At 63.4% G+C, this 21,633-nt stretch carries 19 protein-coding genes; 6 read left to right on the forward strand and 13 right to left on the reverse strand.

What is annotated here, in order from left to right:
* Positions 1–158 precede the first annotated feature (158 nt).
* Complete coding sequence (locus EN993_RS05565) at positions 159–1,553, forward strand: sodium:proton antiporter (protein ID WP_164757550.1); 1,395 nt, start codon at positions 159–161, stop codon at positions 1,551–1,553.
* Here EN993_RS05565 and EN993_RS05570 read toward each other — a convergent pair whose 3' ends face one another.
* The 8 genes from EN993_RS05570 to gcvA form a co-directional block, all read right to left on the reverse strand.
* Entirely contained in the window at positions 1,554–2,288 is a 735-nt protein-coding gene (locus EN993_RS05570) for an ABC transporter ATP-binding protein (RefSeq protein ID WP_127262595.1), read from the reverse strand.
* On the reverse strand, positions 2,285–3,010 hold the full coding sequence (locus EN993_RS05575; RefSeq protein ID WP_127262596.1) for an ABC transporter ATP-binding protein: 726 nt from the start codon (positions 3,008–3,010) through the stop codon (positions 2,285–2,287). The genes EN993_RS05570 and EN993_RS05575 overlap by 4 nt, the downstream gene beginning before the upstream one ends.
* Positions 3,007–3,969 carry a branched-chain amino acid ABC transporter permease gene (locus tag EN993_RS05580; RefSeq protein ID WP_109667204.1) on the reverse strand — a complete coding sequence of 321 codons (963 nt, stop codon included), beginning with the start codon at positions 3,967–3,969 and terminating at the stop codon, positions 3,007–3,009. The genes EN993_RS05575 and EN993_RS05580 overlap by 4 nt, the downstream gene beginning before the upstream one ends.
* Positions 3,966–4,847: a branched-chain amino acid ABC transporter permease gene (locus tag EN993_RS05585; RefSeq protein ID WP_109667201.1), complete on the reverse strand. Its 882-nt coding sequence runs from the start codon at positions 4,845–4,847 to the stop codon at positions 3,966–3,968. Before EN993_RS05585 ends, EN993_RS05580 begins: the two co-directional genes overlap by 4 nt.
* 161 nt (positions 4,848–5,008) lie before the next feature.
* Entirely contained in the window at positions 5,009–6,331 is a 1,323-nt protein-coding gene (locus EN993_RS05590) for an ABC transporter substrate-binding protein (RefSeq protein ID WP_127262597.1), read from the reverse strand.
* A 153-nt stretch (positions 6,332–6,484) separates the two neighbouring features.
* A complete protein-coding gene (locus EN993_RS05595) occupies positions 6,485–7,927 on the reverse strand; it encodes a hypothetical protein (protein ID WP_127262598.1) in 1,443 nt (480 codons plus the stop codon).
* A 185-nt stretch (positions 7,928–8,112) separates the two neighbouring features.
* Positions 8,113–9,417, reverse strand: coding sequence for a nicotinate phosphoribosyltransferase (gene pncB, locus EN993_RS05600; RefSeq protein ID WP_127262599.1), 1,305 nt, complete (start codon positions 9,415–9,417; stop codon positions 8,113–8,115).
* A 158-nt stretch (positions 9,418–9,575) separates the two neighbouring features.
* Complete coding sequence (gene gcvA / locus EN993_RS05605) at positions 9,576–10,550, reverse strand: transcriptional regulator GcvA (protein WP_127262600.1); 975 nt, start codon at positions 10,548–10,550, stop codon at positions 9,576–9,578.
* A gap of 266 nt (positions 10,551–10,816) precedes the next feature.
* Here gcvA and speB point away from each other — a divergent pair, with 266 nt between their 5' ends.
* The 5 genes from speB to EN993_RS05630 all read left to right on the forward strand — a co-directional run bounded on the left by speB (position 10,817) and on the right by EN993_RS05630 (position 15,200).
* Positions 10,817–11,878 (forward strand): agmatinase, encoded by a 1,062-nt coding sequence (gene speB, locus EN993_RS05610; protein ID WP_127262601.1) that lies wholly within the window; start codon positions 10,817–10,819, stop codon positions 11,876–11,878.
* 82 nt (positions 11,879–11,960) lie between these two features.
* On the forward strand, positions 11,961–12,767 hold the full coding sequence (locus EN993_RS05615) for a transporter substrate-binding domain-containing protein (RefSeq protein WP_126067187.1): 807 nt from the start codon (positions 11,961–11,963) through the stop codon (positions 12,765–12,767).
* A gap of 6 nt (positions 12,768–12,773) precedes the next feature.
* A complete protein-coding gene (locus tag EN993_RS05620; protein WP_126067188.1) occupies positions 12,774–13,430 on the forward strand; it encodes an amino acid ABC transporter permease in 657 nt (218 codons plus the stop codon).
* Positions 13,427–14,074 (forward strand): amino acid ABC transporter permease, encoded by a 648-nt coding sequence (locus tag EN993_RS05625; RefSeq protein WP_109667181.1) that lies wholly within the window; start codon positions 13,427–13,429, stop codon positions 14,072–14,074. The genes EN993_RS05620 and EN993_RS05625 overlap by 4 nt, the downstream gene beginning before the upstream one ends.
* Positions 14,075–14,480: 406 nt before the next feature.
* Positions 14,481–15,200: an alpha/beta fold hydrolase gene (locus EN993_RS05630; protein WP_127262602.1), complete on the forward strand. Its 720-nt coding sequence runs from the start codon at positions 14,481–14,483 to the stop codon at positions 15,198–15,200.
* 320 nt (positions 15,201–15,520) lie between these two features.
* Here EN993_RS05630 and EN993_RS05635 read toward each other — a convergent pair whose 3' ends face one another.
* The 5 genes from EN993_RS05635 to EN993_RS05655 form a co-directional block, all read right to left on the reverse strand.
* Entirely contained in the window at positions 15,521–16,924 is a 1,404-nt protein-coding gene (locus tag EN993_RS05635; RefSeq protein WP_127262603.1) for an MATE family efflux transporter, read from the reverse strand.
* A gap of 166 nt (positions 16,925–17,090) precedes the next feature.
* Entirely contained in the window at positions 17,091–18,677 is a 1,587-nt protein-coding gene (locus EN993_RS05640; RefSeq protein WP_109667174.1) for an FGGY-family carbohydrate kinase, read from the reverse strand.
* The gene (locus EN993_RS05645; RefSeq protein WP_127262604.1) at positions 18,674–19,357 is read right to left on the reverse strand and encodes an HAD family hydrolase; all 684 of its coding nucleotides are present in this window, start codon (positions 19,355–19,357) and stop codon (positions 18,674–18,676) included. Before EN993_RS05645 ends, EN993_RS05640 begins: the two co-directional genes overlap by 4 nt.
* 15 nt (positions 19,358–19,372) lie before the next feature.
* Entirely contained in the window at positions 19,373–20,851 is a 1,479-nt protein-coding gene (locus EN993_RS05650; RefSeq protein WP_127262605.1) for a mannitol dehydrogenase family protein, read from the reverse strand.
* 159 nt (positions 20,852–21,010) lie between these two features.
* The coding region (locus tag EN993_RS05655; RefSeq protein ID WP_127262606.1) for an L-iditol 2-dehydrogenase at positions 21,011–21,633 on the reverse strand (623 nt) is incomplete at its 5' end.

Genomic DNA, 21,633 nt, shown 5'->3' on the forward strand with positions numbered 1-21,633 from the left:
CGAAGAGCAATTCGGGGCAATCCGACCTCTCCCCGAGGGGAGAGGAGATGGCGAGCATCGGCGCCAAGTCTCTTCTCCCCTCGGGGAGAAGGTGGCCGCGTAGCGGCCGGATGAGGGGGCCTTTTTTATATCTGATCCCCCTGCGGGCGGCATGCGTTATGGCTCTCGCCACCCTGCTTCCGGCACAGGCCTTTGCCGCCGAAGACCACGGTCTGCCCGGTGCTGTGATGTCGCTGTGGTGGGCGCTGCCCTTCGCCGGGCTGCTGTTGTCGATCGCCACCGGTCCGCTGCTGTTCCACCATGTCTGGGAACACCACTACGGCAAGATCACGGCCCTGTGGGCGGCGCTGGTGATCGTGCCGCTGGCGCTTGCCTTCGGCATCCCCTCGGCGACCGAAGCTGTGCTGCATGCGCTGCTCACCGAATACATGTCGTTCATCGTCCTGCTGTTTGCGCTCTATACGATTTCAGGCGGCATCCTGCTTTCCGGCAACATCCACGGCACGCCGCTGGTCAATGCCGGGCTGCTGCTGGTCGGCGCTATTCTCGCCTCGGTCATCGGCACGACCGGCGCCTCGATGATCCTGATCCGGCCGATCCTGCGCGCCAACGATAACAGGCCGTTCAACGCCCATGTCGTGATCTTCTTCATTTTCCTGGTGTCCAACATCGGCGGCTCGCTGACGCCGCTTGGCGATCCGCCGCTGTTCGTCGGCTTCCTGCGCGGCGTCGACTTCTTCTGGACGACGACGAACCTCTGGCGCGAGACGCTGTTCGTTGTCGTCGTCGTGCTGGCCGTCTTCTTAGGCATCGACATCATCCTGCATCGGCGCGAGGCTGGCGCGCCGAAGATCAAGGATCCGACGCCGGACAAGACGGTGCGTCTGCGCGGCTTGGCCAACCTTCCGCTGCTGGCGGGTGTGATCGGCGCCATCCTGCTGTCGGCGGCCTGGAAGCCGGGCGTGAGCTTTTCCGTGTTCGGCGTCAGTCTCGAACTGCAGAATCTGGTGCGCGACGCCATCATCCTGGCGCTGGCCATGCTGTCGCTTCCCCTCTCCTACAAGAGCCACCGGGAAGCCAACGGCTTCAACTGGGGTCCGATATCGGAGGTGGCGAAATTGTTTGCCGGCATCTTCATCTGCATCGTGCCGGTCATCGCCATCCTAAGGGCCGGACATGATGGCGCGCTGGCGCCATTGGTCGCCCTCGTCACTTCGCCCTCGGGCGCGCCCAACGATATCGCCTATTTCTGGCTGACCGGTGCGCTGTCATCCTTCCTCGACAATGCGCCGACCTATCTCGTGTTCTTCGAGCTTGCCGGCGGCGACCCAAGGCATCTGATGACGGAATTCGCTTCGACGCTTGCCGCGATCTCGGCGGGCGCGGTGTTCATGGGCGCCAACACCTATATCGGCAATGCACCGAACTTCATGGTCTACGCCATCGCCCGACATCGCGGCGTGAAGATGCCGGGCTTTTTCGGCTATATGGCATGGTCGGGCCTGGTGCTGATCCCGATATTTCTGGTTGCGGGCTTTCTGTTCTTTGGGTGATCAGCCCACGCCGACATAACGGCGAACCGCCGACGGGTCGGCGCGCAATTCCTCGACATCGACCGTCTCGCGATTGCGGCCGTTTTCGATGAACGCAACGCGGTCGGCGACCGAAAGCACCGCATCGACACGCTGTTCGACCAAAATGGTCGAAACACCCATGTCGCGCAGCTTCGACACCGTCTCGCGGATCTTGGCGATCATTGACGGCATCAGCCCTTCGGTCGGCTCGTCGAGCAACAGCACCTGCGGCTCGAGGCAGAGTGCACGCGCCATCGCCAGCATCTGCTGTTCGCCGCCGGACAGCGTACCGGAGCGTTGCCTGAGCCGCTGGCGCAGCAGCGGGAAGAGATCGAGCACGGCCTCCCGCGTCGCCTTGCCCTTGCCTCGCGCCATCAGGCCGATCTCGATGTTCTCCGCCACCGTCATTTCAGCGAACAGCCGCCTGCCTTGCGGCACATAGGCGACGCCTGCCTTGGGCACCTCGTGCGCCGGCAGCCCGGTCAACTCTTGGCCAGCCAGTTTGATCGAGCCGGCGCTTGAGGGAACCAGCCCCATTATGGCTTTGAGCGTCGTCGTCTTGCCGGCGCCATTGCGGCCGAACAGGCACAGCACCTCGCCTTTGTTCAGCACCAGGTCGAGCCCATAAAGCACCTGGACCTCGCCATAGAAACAGTCCAGCCCCGAAATGGTCAGTGCTTGAGACTTCGCCCCGGCCTGGCTTGTTTCGGTCATGGGGCGGTCCCCAGATAGGCTTCCTGCACCGCCGCGTTGTCGCGGATCGCTTCGGGCGTGCCTTCAGCCAGGATCTTGCCGGCATTGAAAACGGTGATGCGGTCGGCGAGTTGCATGACGACCGGCATGTTGTGCTCGATCAGAAGCACGGTGGCGTTTTTGGCGATCTCGCGCACCAGGGTGATGAAATTGTCGATCTCGCTGTCGGCCAGGCCTTGCGTCGGCTCGTCGAGGATCAGCAAACGCGGCTTCAGCGCCAGGCCCATCGCCACTTCCAGCAGGCGTTGATGGCCGTAGGACAATTGCCCGGCCGGCATGTGGGCACGATCGGCCAAGCCGGTGCGTTCGAGCGCCGCCATCACACCTGTCCGCACCGCGCCCTTCGAACGGCCATCGCTCAATGTCCGCTGCACCGGCAGCGCGACATTGTCGTAGGCGGAGAGATTGGCAAAGACGCTGGTGATCTGGAACGTGTAGGCGATGCCCTGGCGCACCCGGATATAGGCCGGCAGGCCGGTGATGTCGGCACCGTCAAAGACGATCATCCCCGATGACGGCTGGATGCGGCCGCTGACCAGGCTGACGAAGGTGGTTTTTCCCGCCCCGTTGGGGCCGATGACGGCGCGGATCTCTCCCGGCATCAGGGCGAAGTCGACGCCGTCGACAGCACGCAGGCCACCGAAGTTGCGCGACAGGCCCTTGGTGGTCAAAAGCGGCATCATGGCAGCCACCCAAGCCAGCGCTGGCGGATGCTGCCCAGAATGCCTTTGGGGAAGAACAGCACCAAAAGGATGAGCGCGATGCCGACGATCAGCAGATAGGCCGAGGTGTAGCCGCTGGTGATGTCGATGACATAGTACATGAACAGCGTGCCGATCAGCGGCCCAAGCGTTGTGGCAGCACCCCCGAGCAGCACCCAGAGCAGCGGCAGGATCGAATACTGCACCGAAGCGAAGCTCGATCCGACATAGCCGAACAGCAGCGCATAGGCGGCGCCCGAGGCCGCGCAGATGGTGCCGGAGACAACGACGGCGGCGAGCTTGTTGGAGAAGGTATCATAGCCGAGCATCTTCGTCCGCTCCTCGTTCTCGCGGATGGCGACTAGCACGCGGCCATATCTGGAGCGGACGATGGCTGATGTGATGAGCAGCACGATCGAAAACAGCCCCAGCGCCGTCATGTAACGCACGGTTGGATTGGTGAGCTCGAGCGATGTCGCGCCGAGGCTGAGCACCCGCGCTGGCTGCGGCACGACCATGCCCTGGTCGCCGCCGGTCCACGTCGCAAAATAGAGGATGAGCAGGTAAAAGACCTGGGCGAACATCATGGTGACGATCATGAAGGCGACACCCGTGGTGCGCAGCGCCAGCAGGCCGATCACCAGCGCCAGGACAGCGCCGCAGGCAACTCCGCCGAGGAAGGCCAGAGGGACGCTCCAGCCAAGCTGGATGACGGCAAGGCCAGCACCATAGAGCCCGGCGGCGAAGAACATGGCGTGGCCGAGGCTGAGCAGGCCGACATAGCCGAACAGCATGTTGTAGCCCATGGCAAAAACCGCCAGCACCATGATGCGGGCAAGCAGGCCGTGATAATACTCCGGCAGCAGGAAGCTCAGCACGAAGAGCAGCGCGATGACGCCGAGATGCAGGGTATAGGCCTTTGCCGGCGAAGCTTCGCTCATCGCGATGCCGTCCCGAACAGGCCTTGCGGGCGGAACACCAGCACCATGGCAACGAGCAGCGTGGCGATGATCTTGGCCAAAGTCGGCGAGAAGAACATCGAGATGATGCCGTCCGACAGGCCGATCAGCACGGCGGCGACGACCGTGCCGCGCAGCGAGCCGAGGCCGCCGATGATGACGACGATGAAGGAGAGCAGCAGCGGGTCCTGCCCCATCAAATAATGCGCCTGGCTGATCGGCACGATCAGCACTGCGGCAATGGCCGCCAGCATTGCGCCGAGCGCGAAGACGCCGCCATAGACACGGCCGACGGGGATGCCGAAGGCCTGCGCCGTCTCGCTGTCATACTGCGTGGCGCGCATGATGAGACCGATCCTGGTGCGCGTCAGCACCAGCCATGTCGCGATCAGCAGTAGCGCCGAAGCGGCGATAACAGACAGTTTGTAGCCGGAGTAACCGAACCACGGCAAAAGGATGCGGTAGCTGAACGGCGGCTCGACTGGCCGCGCCTCCGGACCGTAGAAGGTCAGCGCCAGCTGCTGGATGATGTAGAGCATGCCGATCGTGGCGACGATGGTGGCTTCCGGATTGTAGTTGAGCCGGCGCAGCACCAGCCGCTCGGCGACCAGCGCAATGGCGCCGACGATCAACGGCGCAATCACCAGCGCCGCCAGGAAGCCGAGCGCCGGATGGCCGCCGATCGCCGTGGTGATCGCCCAGGCGAGCACGGCGCCGAGCATGAAGAACTCGCCATGCGCGACATTGACCACCCGCATGACGCCGAACACCAGCGACAGCCCAAGCGCCGTCAGCGCCAGCACCGCTGAGGTGACGAGGCCTTCGAGGGCCGCGAGGAGGAGATGGGGACCGAAGTGCATTCAGGGCGCCCTTACCCTCCCCCTCGTGGGGAGGGTGACCGCGAAGCGGTCGGGTGGGGGGTGGGGCATGGGCCGTCACGACCCCCACCCCGTCTCATAGGCTTCGCAAAAATGCGAAGCCTATTCGCCGACCCTCCCCACAAGGGGGAGGGTAAGGCGCCTCACAGCGCCTGCGTCGTATAATCCCCTTCAGCCTCGTAAAGACCATCCTCGATCTTGGTCTTGTGCACGACCTTGAGCTTGCCGCCTTCGACCTTGGAGATGTTCTGGATGCCAAAGCACTGGTGGATCTTGCCGTTGAAGGTCTTTGGTCCCTGCGGATGCTCGGGACCTTCCGCGAATGCAGTCAGGGCTTCGGTCGCCTCGACCAGCTTGGCGCGGTCTTCCGGTCCCTTGTAGCCGGCGTCTTCCATCGCCTTTTTGACGACGTAGAGCGTTTCCCAGCAGCCGAACATATGGGCGGCGGTGGAGACGTCCTTGGGGTCGCCGACGGCGGCGCCATTGTCGTCGATGCCGACGGCGGCGCGGTAGGCCTTTTGCGCCTCGGAATCATCGGCCTGCGCGTAGCGCGGCGAGCCTTCCCAGAAATGGCTGCCATCGAGGAACTCCAGCCCGGGGCTGTTGATATCGGTGGCTTCGAGCGAATCGATGAAGCCGAACAGCTGCGGCCGGTTGGAGCCGTAGAACTCGCCGAGCTCCTTGACGAAGGTAAGCACGGCCGGGCCGACCATGACGTGGTAGATCACATCGGTCTCGGCCGGGATCTGCGGGAAGTATTTGGTGAAGGACGATTCCGTCGGCGGGATGGCGATCTGCGCGATGACATCGGCGCCTTGCGCCTTCAGTGCCGGCGGCAGGTAGTCGCGATGATCGTAGCCGAAGGCGAAATCGGGGAAGATCTGCGTCACCTTCTTGCCTGCATTGGCCGCGATCCACGGCGCCATCGACTGGATCTGGCTCTTCACGTCGGTGATGCCGGGCTGGAAGACATAACGGTTCAGCTTGGTCGAGGCGACATGGTGGCCTTCGCTGACGACGAAATAGGGCATCTTGTTTTCGCCGGCCGCGGGCGCCGAGCCGATAACGACATGCGAGAACAGCGTGCCGAAGACGATGTCGGTCTTGTGCTGGGTGGCGAACTTGCCGACCACTTCGGCGCCACGGCCGGGATCGGTGCCGTCATCCTCGATGATCACCTCGACCTGGCGGCCATTGATGCCGCCGGCGGCATTGATCGCCTTGACCGCGGCGGCCGTGGTCTTCTCGTACCAGCGGCCATAGGCGGCGCCGATGCCGGTGCGGTGCGACTGGAAGCCGATCTTGATCGGCGCCGAACTCTGCGCCTGGGAATAGCGGACGAAGCCGGGAGCAACGGCGAGGCCGGCGCCCGCGGCCAGACCCTTCAGCGCCGTTCGGCGGGTGAGGGCAGTCTTGGAGGTGAGGCCAGTCTTGGAGAGGTCGAAAAATCCGTTCTTGTCAGCCATGTTCGTTCCCCTGTTTTTCAGTCTTGACCAACGATAAGGCGGCTTCGGCATCCTCGCTCAGAGGACGCAAAAAATTGCATGTGTACAAACTAAATCACCAAAGCCTTGGTGTGGCAAGCGAGCTTCCCCAACGATATTGAGGTCGCCCTTTTCTCATCCGACGGTCGGCGTGGCAAGCAACCAGAGGCCGAAGACCGTATAGGCGATCATCAGCAAAGTGAGCGGGAACTGGCTGAGCGCGGCACAGGCAGGCTGCGGATGCAGCCGCCAGGCGAAGCCGTGGGCGACGAGGACTGCGAGCACATGGCCAAGGATGATGGCGCCGGCCTGGACATTCCACAGCCACCACGCCGAGCCCGCCCCGGCAACGATGCCGGCCTCGATCTGCATGTCGGCGGTGCCGAACAGGTTCCAGCCCAGTGCGAACGGATCGGACAGTGCGGCAAGCGCATATTGGCCGTCGACGAGCAGCGCCGTCAGATAATGCGCGACATGGTAGGCGAGCGCGATCGGCACGATCGACCAGACCAGCAGGCCTGCAGCCTGGCCGAGGGGGTGATCGCTGCCGGTGAGACGCTGGCCGAGCCAGACGGCAAGCAGGAACACAGCCGCCAGCAGCGCGAATGTCAACACGAGCCCGAAAGTGCCGCCGCCGATCATCGCGGTGCGGCCGGGAAATTCGAGCGGATTGATGCCGAACAGGCCAAGCCAGAAAAAGGTTTTCGATAGGCCGTCGAAGGAGACCGACGATAGAGCCAGCAGCAGAAAGGCGATGCCGCTGGTCGGCAGCGGCTCCGCGGCGAGCAGTTTGGCGCCCGGCCAGCAAAGTGCAAGCCGACCGTTCTCGTCGCGCTCGACGATGGCGAAACGTGCCACCATCGAGAACAAGACGGACAGAAATTCCCCGCTTCTGCTCCATTGCCGATGTCCGAACGCCAGCATGGCCAGGAAGGTGAACAGCCAGTAGAGACCGGCGGCCAAGGCCAGCCGCGCCGGATCGTCGGGCGCCGGATCGATGAGTTCGAACCAGGCAAAGGCGAAAAACAGCAGGACGGCCGGCCAGCAGCCGAGCCATCGAGGTAGACGCCATCCTCCTTCATCATTTGCACCGAACAGGCGCGAGGCGAGACGCCACGGGCCAACCCAGGGGTTCAGCCATGACCAGAGATCGCCGAAGACGCCCTGCAGCAAGGTGATGCCAGCCCATAGCAGGGTCCAGATCACCAGAGGCAGCGGGTTGGAGAGCGGATCGCGACTGCCGAAAAGGCCTGCGGCGATGAGAATTGCAAAGCCGGCAAAGGATATCAGGCTGATCGCTGTCCGGAGGGCGTCGCCAAAGGCGAAGAGCGGCAGGCACCGGCGCCAGAAACGATCGAGCCTATTCGCCGGCAGCAGCGCCAGCACGAGGAAGCTGATGGCCACGGCAAAGGCGCCGCCGACCAGATAGTAGCCGGTGGGTAACAGCAGGACGTGGCCACGGTCGGAAGCGTGGGCCAAGGCGGGTGTGGGGAGGAGGATCAACGAAGTGACGAGGCAAATGAGCGGGATTCCCGCAGGGCGGCGTTCTACGACGCCCCCCTCTGTCCTGCCGGACATCTCCCCCACAGGTGGGGAGATTGGCAGTTCGGTCGATCGGCGCTTTTCTTGCGATGTTGAAAATTGGCGAAAGCGGAGATGAAGGCGGATCTCCCCCCAAGTGGGGGAGATGGCCGGCAGGCCAGAGGGGGGCGCCAAGGAACTCATCCTATCCAGATTGCCATCTTGGCTGGCGTGGCCACCCCTCACACCTTGACCAGTTGCTCCACGCGATCCTTCTCGCCAAAAATCCGCAAATAGCGCTCGATCTCTTTCTCATCACCCGTCGCCTTGGCCGGGTTGTCGGAAAGCTTCACCGCCGGCCTGCCATTGGCCTCGGTGACCTTGCAGACCAGCGATATGGCGTCGAGGCTGTTGGTTTCCGTCGGCGCGCAGCCTTCGAAATCATTGGTGAGGTTCGTGCCCCAGCCGAACGACATGCGCACCTTGCCCTTGAAGTGGCGGTAGGTCTCCTCGATGGTTTCGACCTCGAGCCCGTCGGAGAAGATCAGCAGCTTCTGCCGGGGATCCTTGCCCTTGTCGCGCCACCAGGACAGGATTTTTTCGCCGCCTTCGATCGGCGGCGCGCTGTCGGGGCGAAAGCCCGTCCAGTCGGCCACCCAGTCCGGCGCGTCGCGCAGGAAGGAGGCGGTGCCGAAGGCGTCGGGCAAGACGATCAGCAGATTGCCGCCATAATAGCGCTGCCAGTCCTGCAGCACCTTGTAGGGTGACTGTTTCAGTTCCTTTTCCGAATTGGCGAGGGCGGCGAACACCATCGGCAGTTCATGCGCGTTGGTGCCGAGGGCTTCGAGGTCGTTGTCCATCGCCAGAAGCACGTTGGAGGTGCCGGTGAACGCCTCGCCGATGCCTTCCTTCAGCGCTTCGACGCACCAGCGCTGCCACAGGAAGGAATGGCGCCGGCGCGTGCCGAAATCGGAGATGCGGATGCCGGGCAGCGCCTTCAGCCGCTCGGTCTTGGCCCACATCTTGGCCTTGGCGCGGGCATAGAGCACATCGAGGGCGAACGGGCCGAACGCCCGCATGGCCGCGCGCGAGCGCAATTCGTTGATGATCGCCAGCGCCGGGATTTCCCACAGCGTGGTGTACATCCACGGCCCGCTGAAGGTCAGCTCATACTGGCCGTCGCGCTTCGACAGCTCGTATTCGGGCAGCCGGAAATTCTCCAGCCAGGCGAGGAACTCCGGCTCGAAGATCTGCTTGCGGCCGTAGAAATTATTGCCGCCGAGCCAGATCATCTCCTTCTTGGAGAAGCGCAACGTGCGGGCATGGTCAAGCTGCTCGCGCAGTTCGCCCTCATCGATCTCGTTGGCAAGGCGCACCGAAGTTGTGCGGTTGATCAGCGAGAAGGTGGTGTCGACCTTGGGATACATGCCCCAGATCATCTGCAGCATCAAAAGCTTGTAGAAATCCGTATCGAGCAGGCTGCGCACGATCGGATCGAGCTTCCAGGTGTGGTTGTAGACCCGCCGCGCAATATCGGTCTTAGCCATGTTTCAACACCGCCTTCGCTGCCTGCCATCCACAACCGCGACAGGCCTCATAGCATCGAATTGGCCAAAGCGCTGCCCGGTTTCAGGCTGGCCCGACAAAAAGAAAACCCTGCATGGATTGACGATCACCGACGGTCGCTGGCAAGCACGGGCCGATCTCAGCTTCCGGTCTTCGCGCCGATGACCCTGAGCGCCGGACGCTTGCGGCGGCTGACGATGCGGCCCGCCACCGGTGCGTCGGCGCGGCCGTCATCCCCGGCCTTCTCGGCAAACAGCCAGTCGATGAACACCTGCACGATCGGCGTCGCCCGCATCTCGTTGCGGCAGACGACATAGAAATCGTCGACCGCCGGCACCGACAGGCTGAACGGCGCCACCAGCATGCCCCTGGCCAGCAGCGCGCTTGCCGTCACCGAATCGCCCAACGCCACGCCATGGCCATGCACCGCCGCCTCGGTCGCCATGCGCGCATCGCCAAGGTGATGGCGGCGGCCCCGCTCCAGGTCCAGCGCATCGGCGGCCGCCAGCCAGGTGTGCCATTCGCGGCCGTCGTCGCCATGCAGGAAGACATGGTCGGCAAGGTCCCTGACGCTGCGGATCGGGCGGTTGTTGATCAAGGTCGGGCTGACCACGGGAAACAGTTCGAGGCCCGACCATTTGCGCATCCAGCAATCGGTCCAGCTGCCGTCGCCATAATGCACGCAGACATCGATGGTCGGCGCCCGCAGATCCTTGGGATCGTTGGAAGGGATAAGTGTCAGCCTTATGTCGGGATATTGCGCCATGAAACTGCCGAGCCGCGGTGTCATCCACAGCAACAGCAGCGCGGGCACGCAGGAGACTGAAAGAGTGCCGCTGCTCGCCGGCCTTGTCATGCGCTGGGTGGCGGCTGCGATGCTGTCGAAGGCGGTCGATACCGCCGGCAGCAGTTCGGCGCCGTGCGGTGTCAGCTTGACCCGCTGGCCGACCCGCTCGAAAAGCTTGACGCCGAGCGAGTGCTCGAGCGCCTTGATCTGGTGGCTGATGGCGCCATGCGTGACATTCAGCTCACTGGCCGCCTTGGTCAGCGAGCCATGCCGGGCCGTTGCCTCGAAGGCGCGCAGCGGATTGAGGGGCGGCAGGCGGTTGGTCATGAGCATCCATTGAAGCACGATCCCGAAAAGTGGAGACCGGTTTTCGGATAAGATCGTGCTCAGAGTTGATTGTGAGATTTTCTCACAGAAAACACCCTAACAATATCAATTGATTTTTCAATGCCGCTGCCAGACACTTGAGGCCGGAACAGCATCAAGACGTGAAATCTGCAGGCAGCCAGCGGGACAGCGACCCGGCCGGATGACGGTCAGTTCGCCAGGCATCGCCAACGGCCGCACTGCATCAGCCCGCAGGAGGAGTGCAGATGGGTTACGATCGCGGCAAGCTCGACGCGTTGCGTCGCAAATATGGTGAAAGCCATGGCGGCGAAATGTTCGACCCGAAGTTCCGCAAGGTCGCCGACAAGATATTTTCCAAGAGCGGCACGCGGCTGGCGCCCTATTCCGGCATTCCGACCTTCCTCGCAGCGCCCTACCGCGAAATATCAGCCGACAATCCGGATTTCGGCGATTTGCAGGTGGCGATGATCGGCGTGCCGATGGATCTCGGCGTCACCAACCGGCCAGGCTCGCGTTTCGGGCCGCGCGCTCTGCGCTCCATCGAGCGCATCGGTCCCTACAATCACGTGCTGGAATGCGCGCCGACGCATGAGCTCAGGGTCGCCGACATCGGCGATACGCCGTTCCGCAGCCGCTACCGGCTGGAGATCAGCCATGAGGATATCGAGCGCCGCACCAACCAGATCGTCGATGCCGGCGTCATCCCGCTTTCGATCGGCGGCGACCATTCGATCAGCCATCCGATCCTGAAGGCGGTCGGCAAGAAGGCCCCGGTTGGCCTGATCCACATCGATGCCCATTGCGACACCAGTGGCCTGTTCGACATGACCAAATTCCACCATGGTGGGCCGTTCCGCAACGCCGTGCTTGACGGCGTGCTCGATCCGACACGCACCATCCAGATCGGCATCCGCGGCTCAGCCGAATATCTGTGGGAGTTCACCTACGAGTCCGGCATGACCGTGGTCCATGCCGAGGAGGTGACCGGCCTCGGCATTCCCGCCATCATCGAGAAGGCGCGCAAGATCGTCGGCGACGGCCCGACCTATGTCTCCTTCGACATCGACAGCGTCGATCCGGCCTTCGCACCCGGTACCGGCACGCCGGAAGTCGGCGGGCTGACGACGCGCGAAGTGCTCGAACTGCTGCGCGGCATGAAGGGCCTCAACATCGTCGGCGGCGACGTCGTCGAGGTGGCGCCGCAATACGACGCCACCACCAACACGGCGCATGCCGCCGCACAGGTGCTGTTCGAGATACTGAGCCTGATGGTGTTCAGCCCGGCGATAACAGGCAAGGGAGCCTGACGTTCAGAAAAGCAAAGGCGGCCGCCGTGCTGGAGCCGACGGCCGACCCAAACGAACAACGCGTCCAGACAGGGGAATAACAATGACAATCCGCAAGACATTTACATCCATTGCCACCGTGCTGATGCTTGGCACGGCCGGTTTCGGCCTCGCAATTCAGGCCGCCAGCGCCGATGCGCTGGCAGACATCACCAAAGCCGGCGCCATCAATGTCGGCGTCTTCGCCGATTTTCCGCCCTTCTCCTCAGCCAGCGCCGACATGAGCCTCAAGGGCTATGACATGGACGTCGCGCAATACATTGCCGACACGCTCAAGGTGAAGCTCAATCCCGTCGCCGTCACGGGCCAGAACCGCATCCCGTACCTCAACGACCACCGCGTCGATATCCTGATGAGCGTCGGCTATTCGAAGGAGCGTGAGCAGGTCATCGACTTCGCCGCCGCCTACGCACCCTACTACATCGCGGTGATCGGTCCGGCCGCGATGGCGGTCAAGGGCAAGGAAGACCTTGCCGACAAGTCGATCGCCGTCAACCGCGGCACGCTCGAAGACACCTCGCTCACCGAGGCAGCCCCCGCGTCGGCCGACATCAAGCGCTTCGACAACTACAATTCGGTGATCCAGGCCTTCATCTCCGGCCAGACACAGCTGATGGTCGTCGGCAACGATGTCGGCGCGCAGGTGCTGGCCAAGCAGGACGCGCTGAAGCCGGAGCAGAAGTTCCAGCTTCTGACCTCGCCTTCGCATATCGGCCTCAACAAGAACGAGGACAGCCTGAAGAAGGCGGTCAACGATGCCGTCGCCAAGATGCTGGCGGACGGCAAGCTGGACGAAAGCTCGAAAGCCTGGCTGAAGACGCCGCTCAACCCCGACAACCTCAAGGATTGAGTTTCCGTGGCCTTTGCCTGGCTTCCGGGTGCTGTCGGCGACATCGCGCGCGGAGCACTCACGACGATCCTGTTGATCGCCGTGACCACGCTCGCGGGAACGGTCCTCAGCATCCTGGGCGCCGCCGGACGCCGAAACGGCCCGGTGCTGCTCAGGCGGGCCATCGCCTGGTATGTCGAAGTCATCCGCAACACGCCGTTCCTGGTGCAGCTCTTCTTCATCTTCTTCGGCCTGCCCAGCCTCGGCATCAGGCTCGATCCGGTGCTGGCCGCCATCCTGGCGATGACGCTCAATATGGCGGCCTACACCATCGAGATCGTCGGCGCCGGGCTTGACGCTGTGCCTGGCGGGCAGACGGAAGCAGCCCTGGCACTGGGCTTGAGGCCACGCCAGGTATTCATCAAGATCGTGCTGCCGCAGGCACTCAAGGTGATCTTTCCGGCGCTGACCAGCCAGATCGTCATCATGATGCTGGAGTCCGCGGTCGTGTCGCAGATCGCGGTGCGCGAGCTGACCTACGAGGCCGACATGCTGCAGGCACGCACCTTCCGCTCCTTCGAGACCTATTTTGTCGTGACGATGGTCTATCTCGTCCTGTCGATGGCACTGCGCCGGCTGCTGGTGACAGGCGGACGCCGCGTCCTGGGGGCTGGTGTGTCATGATCGAATTCACCTTCTGGGACATCGTGCGCAACCTGTTGCTTGCCGCCCGCTGGACGGTGCTGTTGTCGCTGGCCGCTTTCATCGGCGGCGGCATCGTCGGCCTGATCGTCCTGTTCTTCAGGATCGCCAAGAACAAATGGAGCCGGCGCATCGCCTCCGGCTACATCGCCCTGTTCCAGGGGACGCCGCTCTTGATGCAACTGTTCCTGATGTTCTTCGGCCTGCCGATGCTCGGCCTGCGCATCGAGCCATGGACGGCAGCGGTGCTCGGCCTCACCTTCTTCGCCAGCGCTTATCTCGCCGAAATCTGGCGCTCCGGGGTCGCGGCACTACCATTGGGCCAATGGGACGCCGGCGCCAGCCTCGGCCTGCACTATCTGCAGGAACTGCGGCTGATCATCCTGCCGCAAGCCTTTTCGATCACCCGCGCGCCGACGGTCGGCTTCCTGGTGCAGCTGATCAAATCGACGGCGCTGACCTCGATCATCGGCTTCGAGGAGCTGGTGCGGACCTCCAACGCCATCAACAATGCGACCTTCGAGCCGTTCAAGGTCTATGGGCTTGTGGCGCTGATCTTCTTCGTCATGTGCTTTCCGTTGACGCAATACGCGCGCAAACTCGAAAAGCAGATGCCGGCGCGCTGAGCCGAAGGCATGTTGTGTTGACCACCACCAACGGCGACTGCAAGCTAGGAAGCTGTGCTTCCGGTTAGCGTTCGAATGCCTCCTTTGGCCATTTGATGACGTTAGGATTCGTCAGCTTCTGACCCAAGGAGACGCTCACAAGTGAAAGCGCGCACGACTGCATTGTGCCTCATGTCGGCCGCCTTGATCCAGAATTGCTTCGCCCAATAGCAGACATTCGAAAGCAGCACTTGTTGGTCGGCAGAGCGCCACAGAACGAGACGTTGTCAGGCGTACCGCCCATGGCCCCGAAAACCATGAACGCACGGACGCGCGCCGAAGCGCGGAGCTTTCTAGTCCCGAGCTTTGGGGGTAGAGAGTGTGTGCGGGATATCTCCGCAGCTATGGAGGTGAAGCGGGGCGACCGATGACAACCTTTGTTATGGTGCACGGCGCATGGCATGGGGGGTGGTGTTGGCGCAAGCTCGCTCAGTCACTGAAGGTGCCGGGCAGCGATCTGTATACCCCCACGCTTACCGGTCTCGGTGAGCGAGCACATCTCGCCTCTCCTGACATCGACCTGGAAACGCACATTTGCGATGTGCTCGGTGTGTTGGAGACCGAGGACTTGCGAGACGTTGTCCTGGTTGGACACAGTTACGCCGGAATCGTGGTCTCGGCAGCCGCGGACAGGGCGGCCGGCCGGGTAGCGCGAGTTATCTATCTCGACGCCATCGTCCCCCGCGACGGCCAGTGCCTGTACGACTGTGCATCGGCGCAGGCCAAGGACTATTTCGAGGAGCAGGCGCGCGTCGGGGGTGAGGGCTGGCGCATCCCCGCCAGCGCGGCGACCGTGCAATTCCTCGGGTTGAAGGAGGAGAAGGACGTAAGCTGGGTAATGCCGAGGCTTACCGCGCACCCGATCCGCACCTTCAGGGAGCCGGTCAAACTGAGCGCGAGTTTCCCACAGGTGCCGCGGACCTACGTCAATTGCATCGGCGACAAAGCACTTGGCCAGCCAAAGAGCGCGCAAGCCGCTGATATCGAAGACTACCACGAGTTGCGGACAGGACACGACGCCATGGTGACCGCACCAGACGATGTCGCCGAGTTGCTGAGCCGGATCGCGGAGGACACCACCGCCTAGCCTGGGGCTTCGGAGGACGCGCAGCAATCTGCTCGAAACTGAACGGCCGCTCGGCACAATTGTGAAAGACGCCACTTAGCCAACGGCGACATTGGTCAAACTGCGACGCCTACCGAAGCTAGGCCAAGGACAGCTTTTGCAAATTGGCTGCTTAAAGCGGTCAGACTGTTGCCGGCCCCTATTGAGACGTTCATTGCTTCGGGACTAAGCGTCGGCTTATGGCGCTTAGCGAAGGTTTCGCGGCATTTTCTGGAGGCGCCGTTAGTGAGCCACAATGTGGGACATACATAAAGGCCGCCCCGGCACCAGCCGTTTCGCTTTCAATGTCCCAACGCCAATGGCGGCGCCAGGCGATCCCGCCGCAGCCAGCGCCCGAGAAGCAGGGCCGCCACCACGGCCAGCCCAGACGACAGGCCGATCCAGATGCCGACGCCATGCAGGCCGAAATGGAAGGCGAGCAGCACGCCGAGCGGCAGGCCGACGCCCCAATAGCCGATCGCGGCATAGATCATCGGCACCTTGGTATCGTGCAGGCCGCGCAGCATGCCGGCGGCCACCGCCTGCGCGCCGTCGAAGACCTGGAACAGCGCGGCGAAGGCCAGGAACGACACGGCAAGTGCGATCACCCTGGCATTGGCCGGATTGCCCAGATCGATGAAGGCGCTGATCAGCGGATGCGGCCAAAGGATCATCACCAGCCCCATCAGCGCCATGAACGAGACGCCGATGACAAAGGCGGTCCAGCCGGCGCGCGAAACGCCTTCCGGATTGCCGGCGCCGTGCGCAAGGCCGACGCGCACCGTCACCGCCTGGTTGAGGCCAAGCGGCACCATGAAGCTGATCGAGGCGATCTGGATGGCGATGGCATGCGCGGCCAGCGAATCCGCGTCGATCAGGCCCATCAGCAGGGCGGCCGCGTTGAAGATCGTCACCTCGAAGGCGAGGATGCCGGCAATCGGCAGGCCGAGCCGCAACAGGCCCTTGAAGCGTGGCCAGTCGGCGCGCCAGAAACGCCCGAACAGACGGTAGCGCCGGAACTTCTCCTCCAGCATCACCACGACAGCCATGCCGACGAACATCAGCGTGCTGGACAGCGAGGTCGCAAGGCCCGATCCGGAGATGCCCATGGCCGGCACGCCGAGATTGCCGAACATGAACACCCAGTTGAAGAAGACGTTGCAGGCGACGGCGACGAAGACGATGACCAGCGCCCAGCCCGGCCGTTCCAGTGCCGAAATGAATGAGCGCAGCACGATATAGCCGTAGAAGGGCAGCACCGCCCATTCGAGCCAGCGCAGATAGATGCCGGCCTGATGCGCCAGTGCCGGCTCCTGGCCCATCGCCAGCAGAATGGCTTCGCCGTGCCAAAGCACGAGCCAGATCGGAATCGAGATCAGGATCGCCAGCCACAGGCCCTGGCGCACGGTGCGGCGCAGGTCGCGCACCGAATAGCGGCGGCGGCCAAGCTCGGTGGCGATCATCGGCGAGGTCGCCAGCATCAGGCCGAGGCCGAAGATCAGCGGCATGAAATAGAGGTTGGCGCCAAGCGCGCCGCTGGCCAGCGTATCCGGGCCCAGACGACCCATCATCATGACGTCGGTGGCCGTCATCGCGGTCTGGCCGAGATTGGTCAGCACCATCGGCCAGGCGAGCGCTAGCGTCGCCCTGATTTCCTGACGCCAAAGATTTTCCGGCGCGCGAGCGCCGGCTTCGATCGCAGACATTGTTCCGCTCTTTCCAGGTACGGCACGTCGGCAAGGAGCCGGAAGCCGCATATCAAACGGCAAAACCTTCGGTTTCGCGGCGTTTGCGTCAGCTTTTGTACGAAACGCGACATGAAGGCAAGAGACGACGAGCAGGAACGGATTGAGCCAGGGACCGGCCCAGGGTCTACTTTATCGCGTCCAGCATCTGCCGCTGGCGGTGCATCTCGAGGAAGACCTTGTAGTCGCGGTCGAAACGCCCTGATGACTTCGGGTTCGACGCGCGCGTCCTGCCGCCTTGCTGCATGGCAAGACAGGCCGCATTGAGGTTGGGAAACAGCCCGGCCGCGGTAGCGGCAATCATGCCGGTGCCGAGCAGCACCGCCTCGTCGGCCTGCGGCTCGATCACCGTGCAGCCGGTGGCGTCGGCATAGAGCTCCATCAGCAGCGGGTTCTTGGTGTGACCGCCTGTGACATGCAGCGTGTCGATCAAATAGCCATTCTCGTTCAGCGCCTCCAGCACATGGCGCACGCCGAGCGCGATGCCGACGGCGGTGCGCCAATAGAGTTTGCACAGGCTGTCGAAGGAGGAATCCAGCGTCAGCCCGCTGACGACGCCGACGGCATGCGGATCGGCGAGCGGCGAACGATTGCCGTGGAAATCCGGCAGCACATGCAGCCTTGCGGCCAGGTTCTCGCCTTCGGAGGCGCGCAGTTCGGCGACACGCCCGGCGATTTTGGCATGCATGGCGGCATCCGGTTCGCCGCCGGCGCCGTGCCAGCGGATGATGTGGTCGAGCAGGGCGCCGGTTGCCGACTGGCCGCCTTCCGACAGCCACAGCTTCGGCAGTGCCGCGCCATAGTACGGCCCCCAAACACCAGCGAAGGGCTGTGGATCGGGCGACATCGCCATCACGCAGCTCGACGTGCCGGCGATCAGCGCCAGGTGGCGGCCGATATCCTTCTCGTCGCCGGCAAAGCCGCCGAGCACGCCGAGCGCGCCGGCATAGGCATCGATAACGCCGGCGCCGACCCGGCAGTTTTCGCTCAGGCCAAGCTCTGCCGCCGCTTGCGCTGTCAGGCGGCCGATATCGGTGCCGACCGAGCTGGCCCTCTCGGGTAGATTGCCATGCGCGAAAAGATCGTCGAGGCCGACGAGCGCGAAGAAATCGCGCCGCCAACCTGTTTCTTCATGCGCCAGATAGGTCCATTTGGCGGTCAGCGTGCATTGCGAGCGGGCCAGCGAACCGGTCGCTTGCCATGTCAGGAAATCGGTGAGGTCAAATAAATAGCCGGCTTCATTCCAGGTCTTGGGCAGGTTGCGCTTCAACCACATCAGCTTCGGCGTCACCATTTCCGGCGACATGACACCGCCGACATAATTGAGCACGGCGTGGCCGCTTGCCGTGCATTCGTCGGCCTCGGCAATAGCGCGGTGGTCGAGCCAGACGATGGTGTCCCACCGCCTGTCGCCGGTGACCGAGACACTGAGCTGGCCGCCATCCACACCCCGCACCACCAGCGAACAGGTGGCGTCGAAGGAAATGCCGACAATCTCCTCAGGTGCGACGCCGGCCTTTTCGCGGGCAGTGCGCACGGCGGCGCAGACAGCCGACCAGATATCGCGCGAATCATGCTCGGCGTGGTCTGGCTTCGGCTGGTTCATGACGATCGGCCGCTCGGCGCGGCCGAGCAAGCTGCCACTGGTGTCGAGAATGCCCGCGCGAGCGCTCCCGGTGCCGACATCGACCGCGCAAACAAACTGTTTCGTCAAGATGCTCTAACTCTCGCTCCCAGGCCTGCAATCAGATCGGGCAATTGCAGCATGTCAGCGAATATAAAGTCCGGCTCACTCGACGCAAGCCGCGCTTTCAAGGCCGGGTTGCCGGCATGCGAGCCGCCGGTGAAGGCAAACACGCGCATACCCGCCGCCCGCGCAGCCGTGATGCCGGCCGGGCTGTCCTCGACGACGAGGCATTTGCGCGGATGGGCTCGCATGCTGGCGGCGGCATGCAAGAACAGGTCAGGCGCCGGCTTGCCGCGCGGCACCATGGCGGCGCTGAACAGATGCGGCTCCATCAGCCCAAGCAATCCGGTGACGTCGAGCGCGTAGCGGATGCGGTCGAGCGTGCCCGAGGACGCGACACAGAACGGCAGCCCAAGCCTTGGCAGCATCTCCTTGACGCCGGCGATTGGCTTCAGTTCCTCGCGGAATTTGCGCATCAATTCGACGCGCATCTCGGTTAGGTGGCTGTCGGTGATCTCAAGCCCGAAGTCGCGGCCGAGGATCTCGCGCACGCTTTTCATGCTCTTGCCGAGGAAGTGCTCGTAGGCGGCATTCTCGCCGACGTTGCCACCGGCGAGTTTGATCATGCCGAGCAGCGCCGAGACGGAGAGCGCCTCGCTGTCGACCAGCACGCCATCGCAGTCGAAGATGACCAGTTCAGGCGTCATGGCGGCGAATGGCTCTCAGAGCTTGCCGGCGAGGTAGCGCGTCAGCGTGGCGCGCGTGCCGTTTGCCCACAGCCCGTTGAGCGCATGGGCGAAGGCCTCGACAAACGCCGTCGCTCGGCCGACATCGCCGTAGATGTCCTCCATGGCAAGCCAGGCGGCGGGCGCGTCCTTTGCCGCCTTTGCCGTTGCTTGCAGCCGATCCCAGCTCGGGTCGTTGGGCTCGATGACGGCACCGCTGTCGGTCGTGCCGAAGCAGTAGCGGCACCAAAGCGCCGATTCCAGCGCCAGGCCGGCGACGCTTTTCCCGGCCTTCAGCCGGTCGGCGATGGTCGGGATGATGAATTTCGGCTGGCGGTTGGAGCCGTCGAGGCAGAGCCGGCGCACCGTGTCGCCGATCTTGGGATTGGAGAAGCGGCTCTCGATGAGTTGGTAATAGTCTTCCAGAACCGTGTCCGGCACCGGCGGCACGGTCGGGATGATTTCTTCCCGTTCGAGCTTGGCCAGAAACCCGCTCACCAGCGGCTCCTGCATCGCCTCATGCACGAAATGGATGTCCATCAGGCCGGCCGGATAGGCAATCGTCGCGTGGCCGCCATTGAGGATGCGGATCTTCATCAGTTCGTAGGGCGCGACGTCTTTGACGAACTGCACGCCGACCCTTTCAAGCGGCGGCCGGCCATTGGTGAAATGGTCTTCCAGCACCCATTGCCGGAACGGCTCGCAGAACACCGGCCAGTTGTCTTCGAGGCCAAAGTCCTTGGCCAGGATGCCGCGTTCGCGGTCGGTAGTGGCCGGCGTGATGCGATCGACCATGCCGTTTGGAAAAGCGACATGCTCGCTGACCCAGTTCGCCAGATCCTCGTCGATCAAACGGGCCAGACCAATGACGCCGTCGGAGGTGACATGGCCATTGTGAGGAATGTTGTCGCACGACATCACCGTGAACGGCACGGTGCCCTCGTCGCGACGCCGGACCAGCCCGGCGAGAATGATGCCGAACACCGTCTTCGGCGTGGCGCCCGGTTGGGCGTCCGCGACGATGTCGGGATGGGTCGGGTTGAACACGCCGGAGGCCGGGTCGATGAAGTAGCCGCCTTCGGTGATGGTCAGCGAAACGATCTTGATCGCCGGGTCGGCCAGCCGTTCGATGATACCGGCCGCATCGCCGGGCATCAGGAAGTCGATCATGGCGCCGGTCACGCGGGCGCTCATATGGCCGCTGTCCTGCTCGACCACCGTGGTCAGCCAGTCCTGCTCTTCCAGCTTGGCGCGGCCGATCTTCTCGCCCTCGAACACGCCGGCGCCGACCAACGCCCAATCGTGGCCAATGCCCGAATTGAACAAATCGTCGAGATAGACGGCCTGATGCGAGCGATGGAAATTGCCGACGCCGAAATGCACGATACCGGCCTTGAGCGTTGCGCGGTCATACTTCGGACCGGCGACCTCAGTGGGCAGCTTGGATAGGTTTGAGGACGAGAGTTTCACGGTCATCTGTTTTACCCTTTGGCCGGGTTTCGGCCTTCGTTACTCCCTCTCCCGGTCTTCACGCGGAGAGGATAGGGGGGAGCACATCTTGCGAGGTCGATGCGGCCTCTGATGTCGGCCTCTGCTCCCCGCGGAGGGACGGAGAGCAGAGGCCGGTCCCCGCCCTCAACTCATCCACTGGCCGCCGTCGACATTGTAGGTCTGGGCGACGATGTATTCGGCGTCGCTGCTGGCGAGAAAAACCGCCATGCCGGTAAGGTCCTGCGCCGTGCCCATGCGGCCGTACGGCACCGCCTCGCCAACCAGCTTCTTCTTCTCGCCCCTTGGCCGGTTTTCATATTTGGCGAACAGCGAATCGACATGATCCCAGTGCTCGCCGTCGACGACACCAGGGGCAATCGCGTTGACGTTGATACGGTGCTTGATGAGGTCGAGCCCCGCCGACTGGGTCAGCGAGATGACAGCGGCCTTGGTGGCGCAATAGACGCCGACAAGCGCCTCGCCGCGTCGCCCGGCCTGGCTCGCCATGTTGATGATCCTGCCGCCCCGGCCAGCGGCGATCATCGAGCGAGCAGCCGCCTGCAGCATGAACAGCGTGCCGGCGACATTGACGGAAAACAATTTGTCGTAGCTTGCCTTGGTGATCTCGACGATCGGTGCCAGATCGAACAGAGCGGCGTTGTTGATCAGGATATCGAGGCCACCGGTCTTCGTCTCCACCGCTTTCACCGCCGCCTCGATCGAGGCGAGGTCGGTGACGTCGAGCTTGACAGCATAGGCCTTACCGC

It is taken from the genome of Mesorhizobium sp. M7D.F.Ca.US.004.01.2.1 (assembly GCF_003997785.1).
GTDB classification, from domain to species: Bacteria; Pseudomonadota; Alphaproteobacteria; order Rhizobiales; family Rhizobiaceae; genus Mesorhizobium; species Mesorhizobium loti.

Coding starts and splice junctions, on each gene's coding strand:
- gcvA (WP_127262600.1), bottom strand. CDS start 10,550: ATGACCAACCGCCTGCCGCCCCTCAATCCGCTGCGCGCCTTCGAGGCA.
- EN993_RS05635 (WP_127262603.1), bottom strand. CDS start 16,924: ATGTCTGCGATCGAAGCCGGCGCTCGCGCGCCGGAAAATCTTTGGCGT.
- speB (WP_127262601.1), top strand. CDS start 10,817: ATGGGTTACGATCGCGGCAAGCTCGACGCGTTGCGTCGCAAATATGGT.
- EN993_RS05650 (WP_127262605.1), bottom strand. CDS start 20,851: ATGACCGTGAAACTCTCGTCCTCAAACCTATCCAAGCTGCCCACTGAG.
- EN993_RS05595 (WP_127262598.1), bottom strand. CDS start 7,927: ATGTCCGGCAGGACAGAGGGGGGCGTCGTAGAACGCCGCCCTGCGGGA.
- EN993_RS05585 (WP_109667201.1), bottom strand. CDS start 4,847: ATGCACTTCGGTCCCCATCTCCTCCTCGCGGCCCTCGAAGGCCTCGTC.
- EN993_RS05630 (WP_127262602.1), top strand. CDS start 14,481: ATGACAACCTTTGTTATGGTGCACGGCGCATGGCATGGGGGGTGGTGT.
- EN993_RS05625 (WP_109667181.1), top strand. CDS start 13,427: ATGATCGAATTCACCTTCTGGGACATCGTGCGCAACCTGTTGCTTGCC.
- EN993_RS05580 (WP_109667204.1), bottom strand. CDS start 3,969: ATGAGCGAAGCTTCGCCGGCAAAGGCCTATACCCTGCATCTCGGCGTC.
- EN993_RS05570 (WP_127262595.1), bottom strand. CDS start 2,288: ATGACCGAAACAAGCCAGGCCGGGGCGAAGTCTCAAGCACTGACCATT.
- EN993_RS05565 (WP_164757550.1), top strand. CDS start 159: ATGGCTCTCGCCACCCTGCTTCCGGCACAGGCCTTTGCCGCCGAAGAC.
- EN993_RS05575 (WP_127262596.1), bottom strand. CDS start 3,010: ATGATGCCGCTTTTGACCACCAAGGGCCTGTCGCGCAACTTCGGTGGC.
- pncB (WP_127262599.1), bottom strand. CDS start 9,417: ATGGCTAAGACCGATATTGCGCGGCGGGTCTACAACCACACCTGGAAG.
- EN993_RS05615 (WP_126067187.1), top strand. CDS start 11,961: ATGACAATCCGCAAGACATTTACATCCATTGCCACCGTGCTGATGCTT.
- EN993_RS05590 (WP_127262597.1), bottom strand. CDS start 6,331: ATGGCTGACAAGAACGGATTTTTCGACCTCTCCAAGACTGGCCTCACC.
- EN993_RS05645 (WP_127262604.1), bottom strand. CDS start 19,357: ATGACGCCTGAACTGGTCATCTTCGACTGCGATGGCGTGCTGGTCGAC.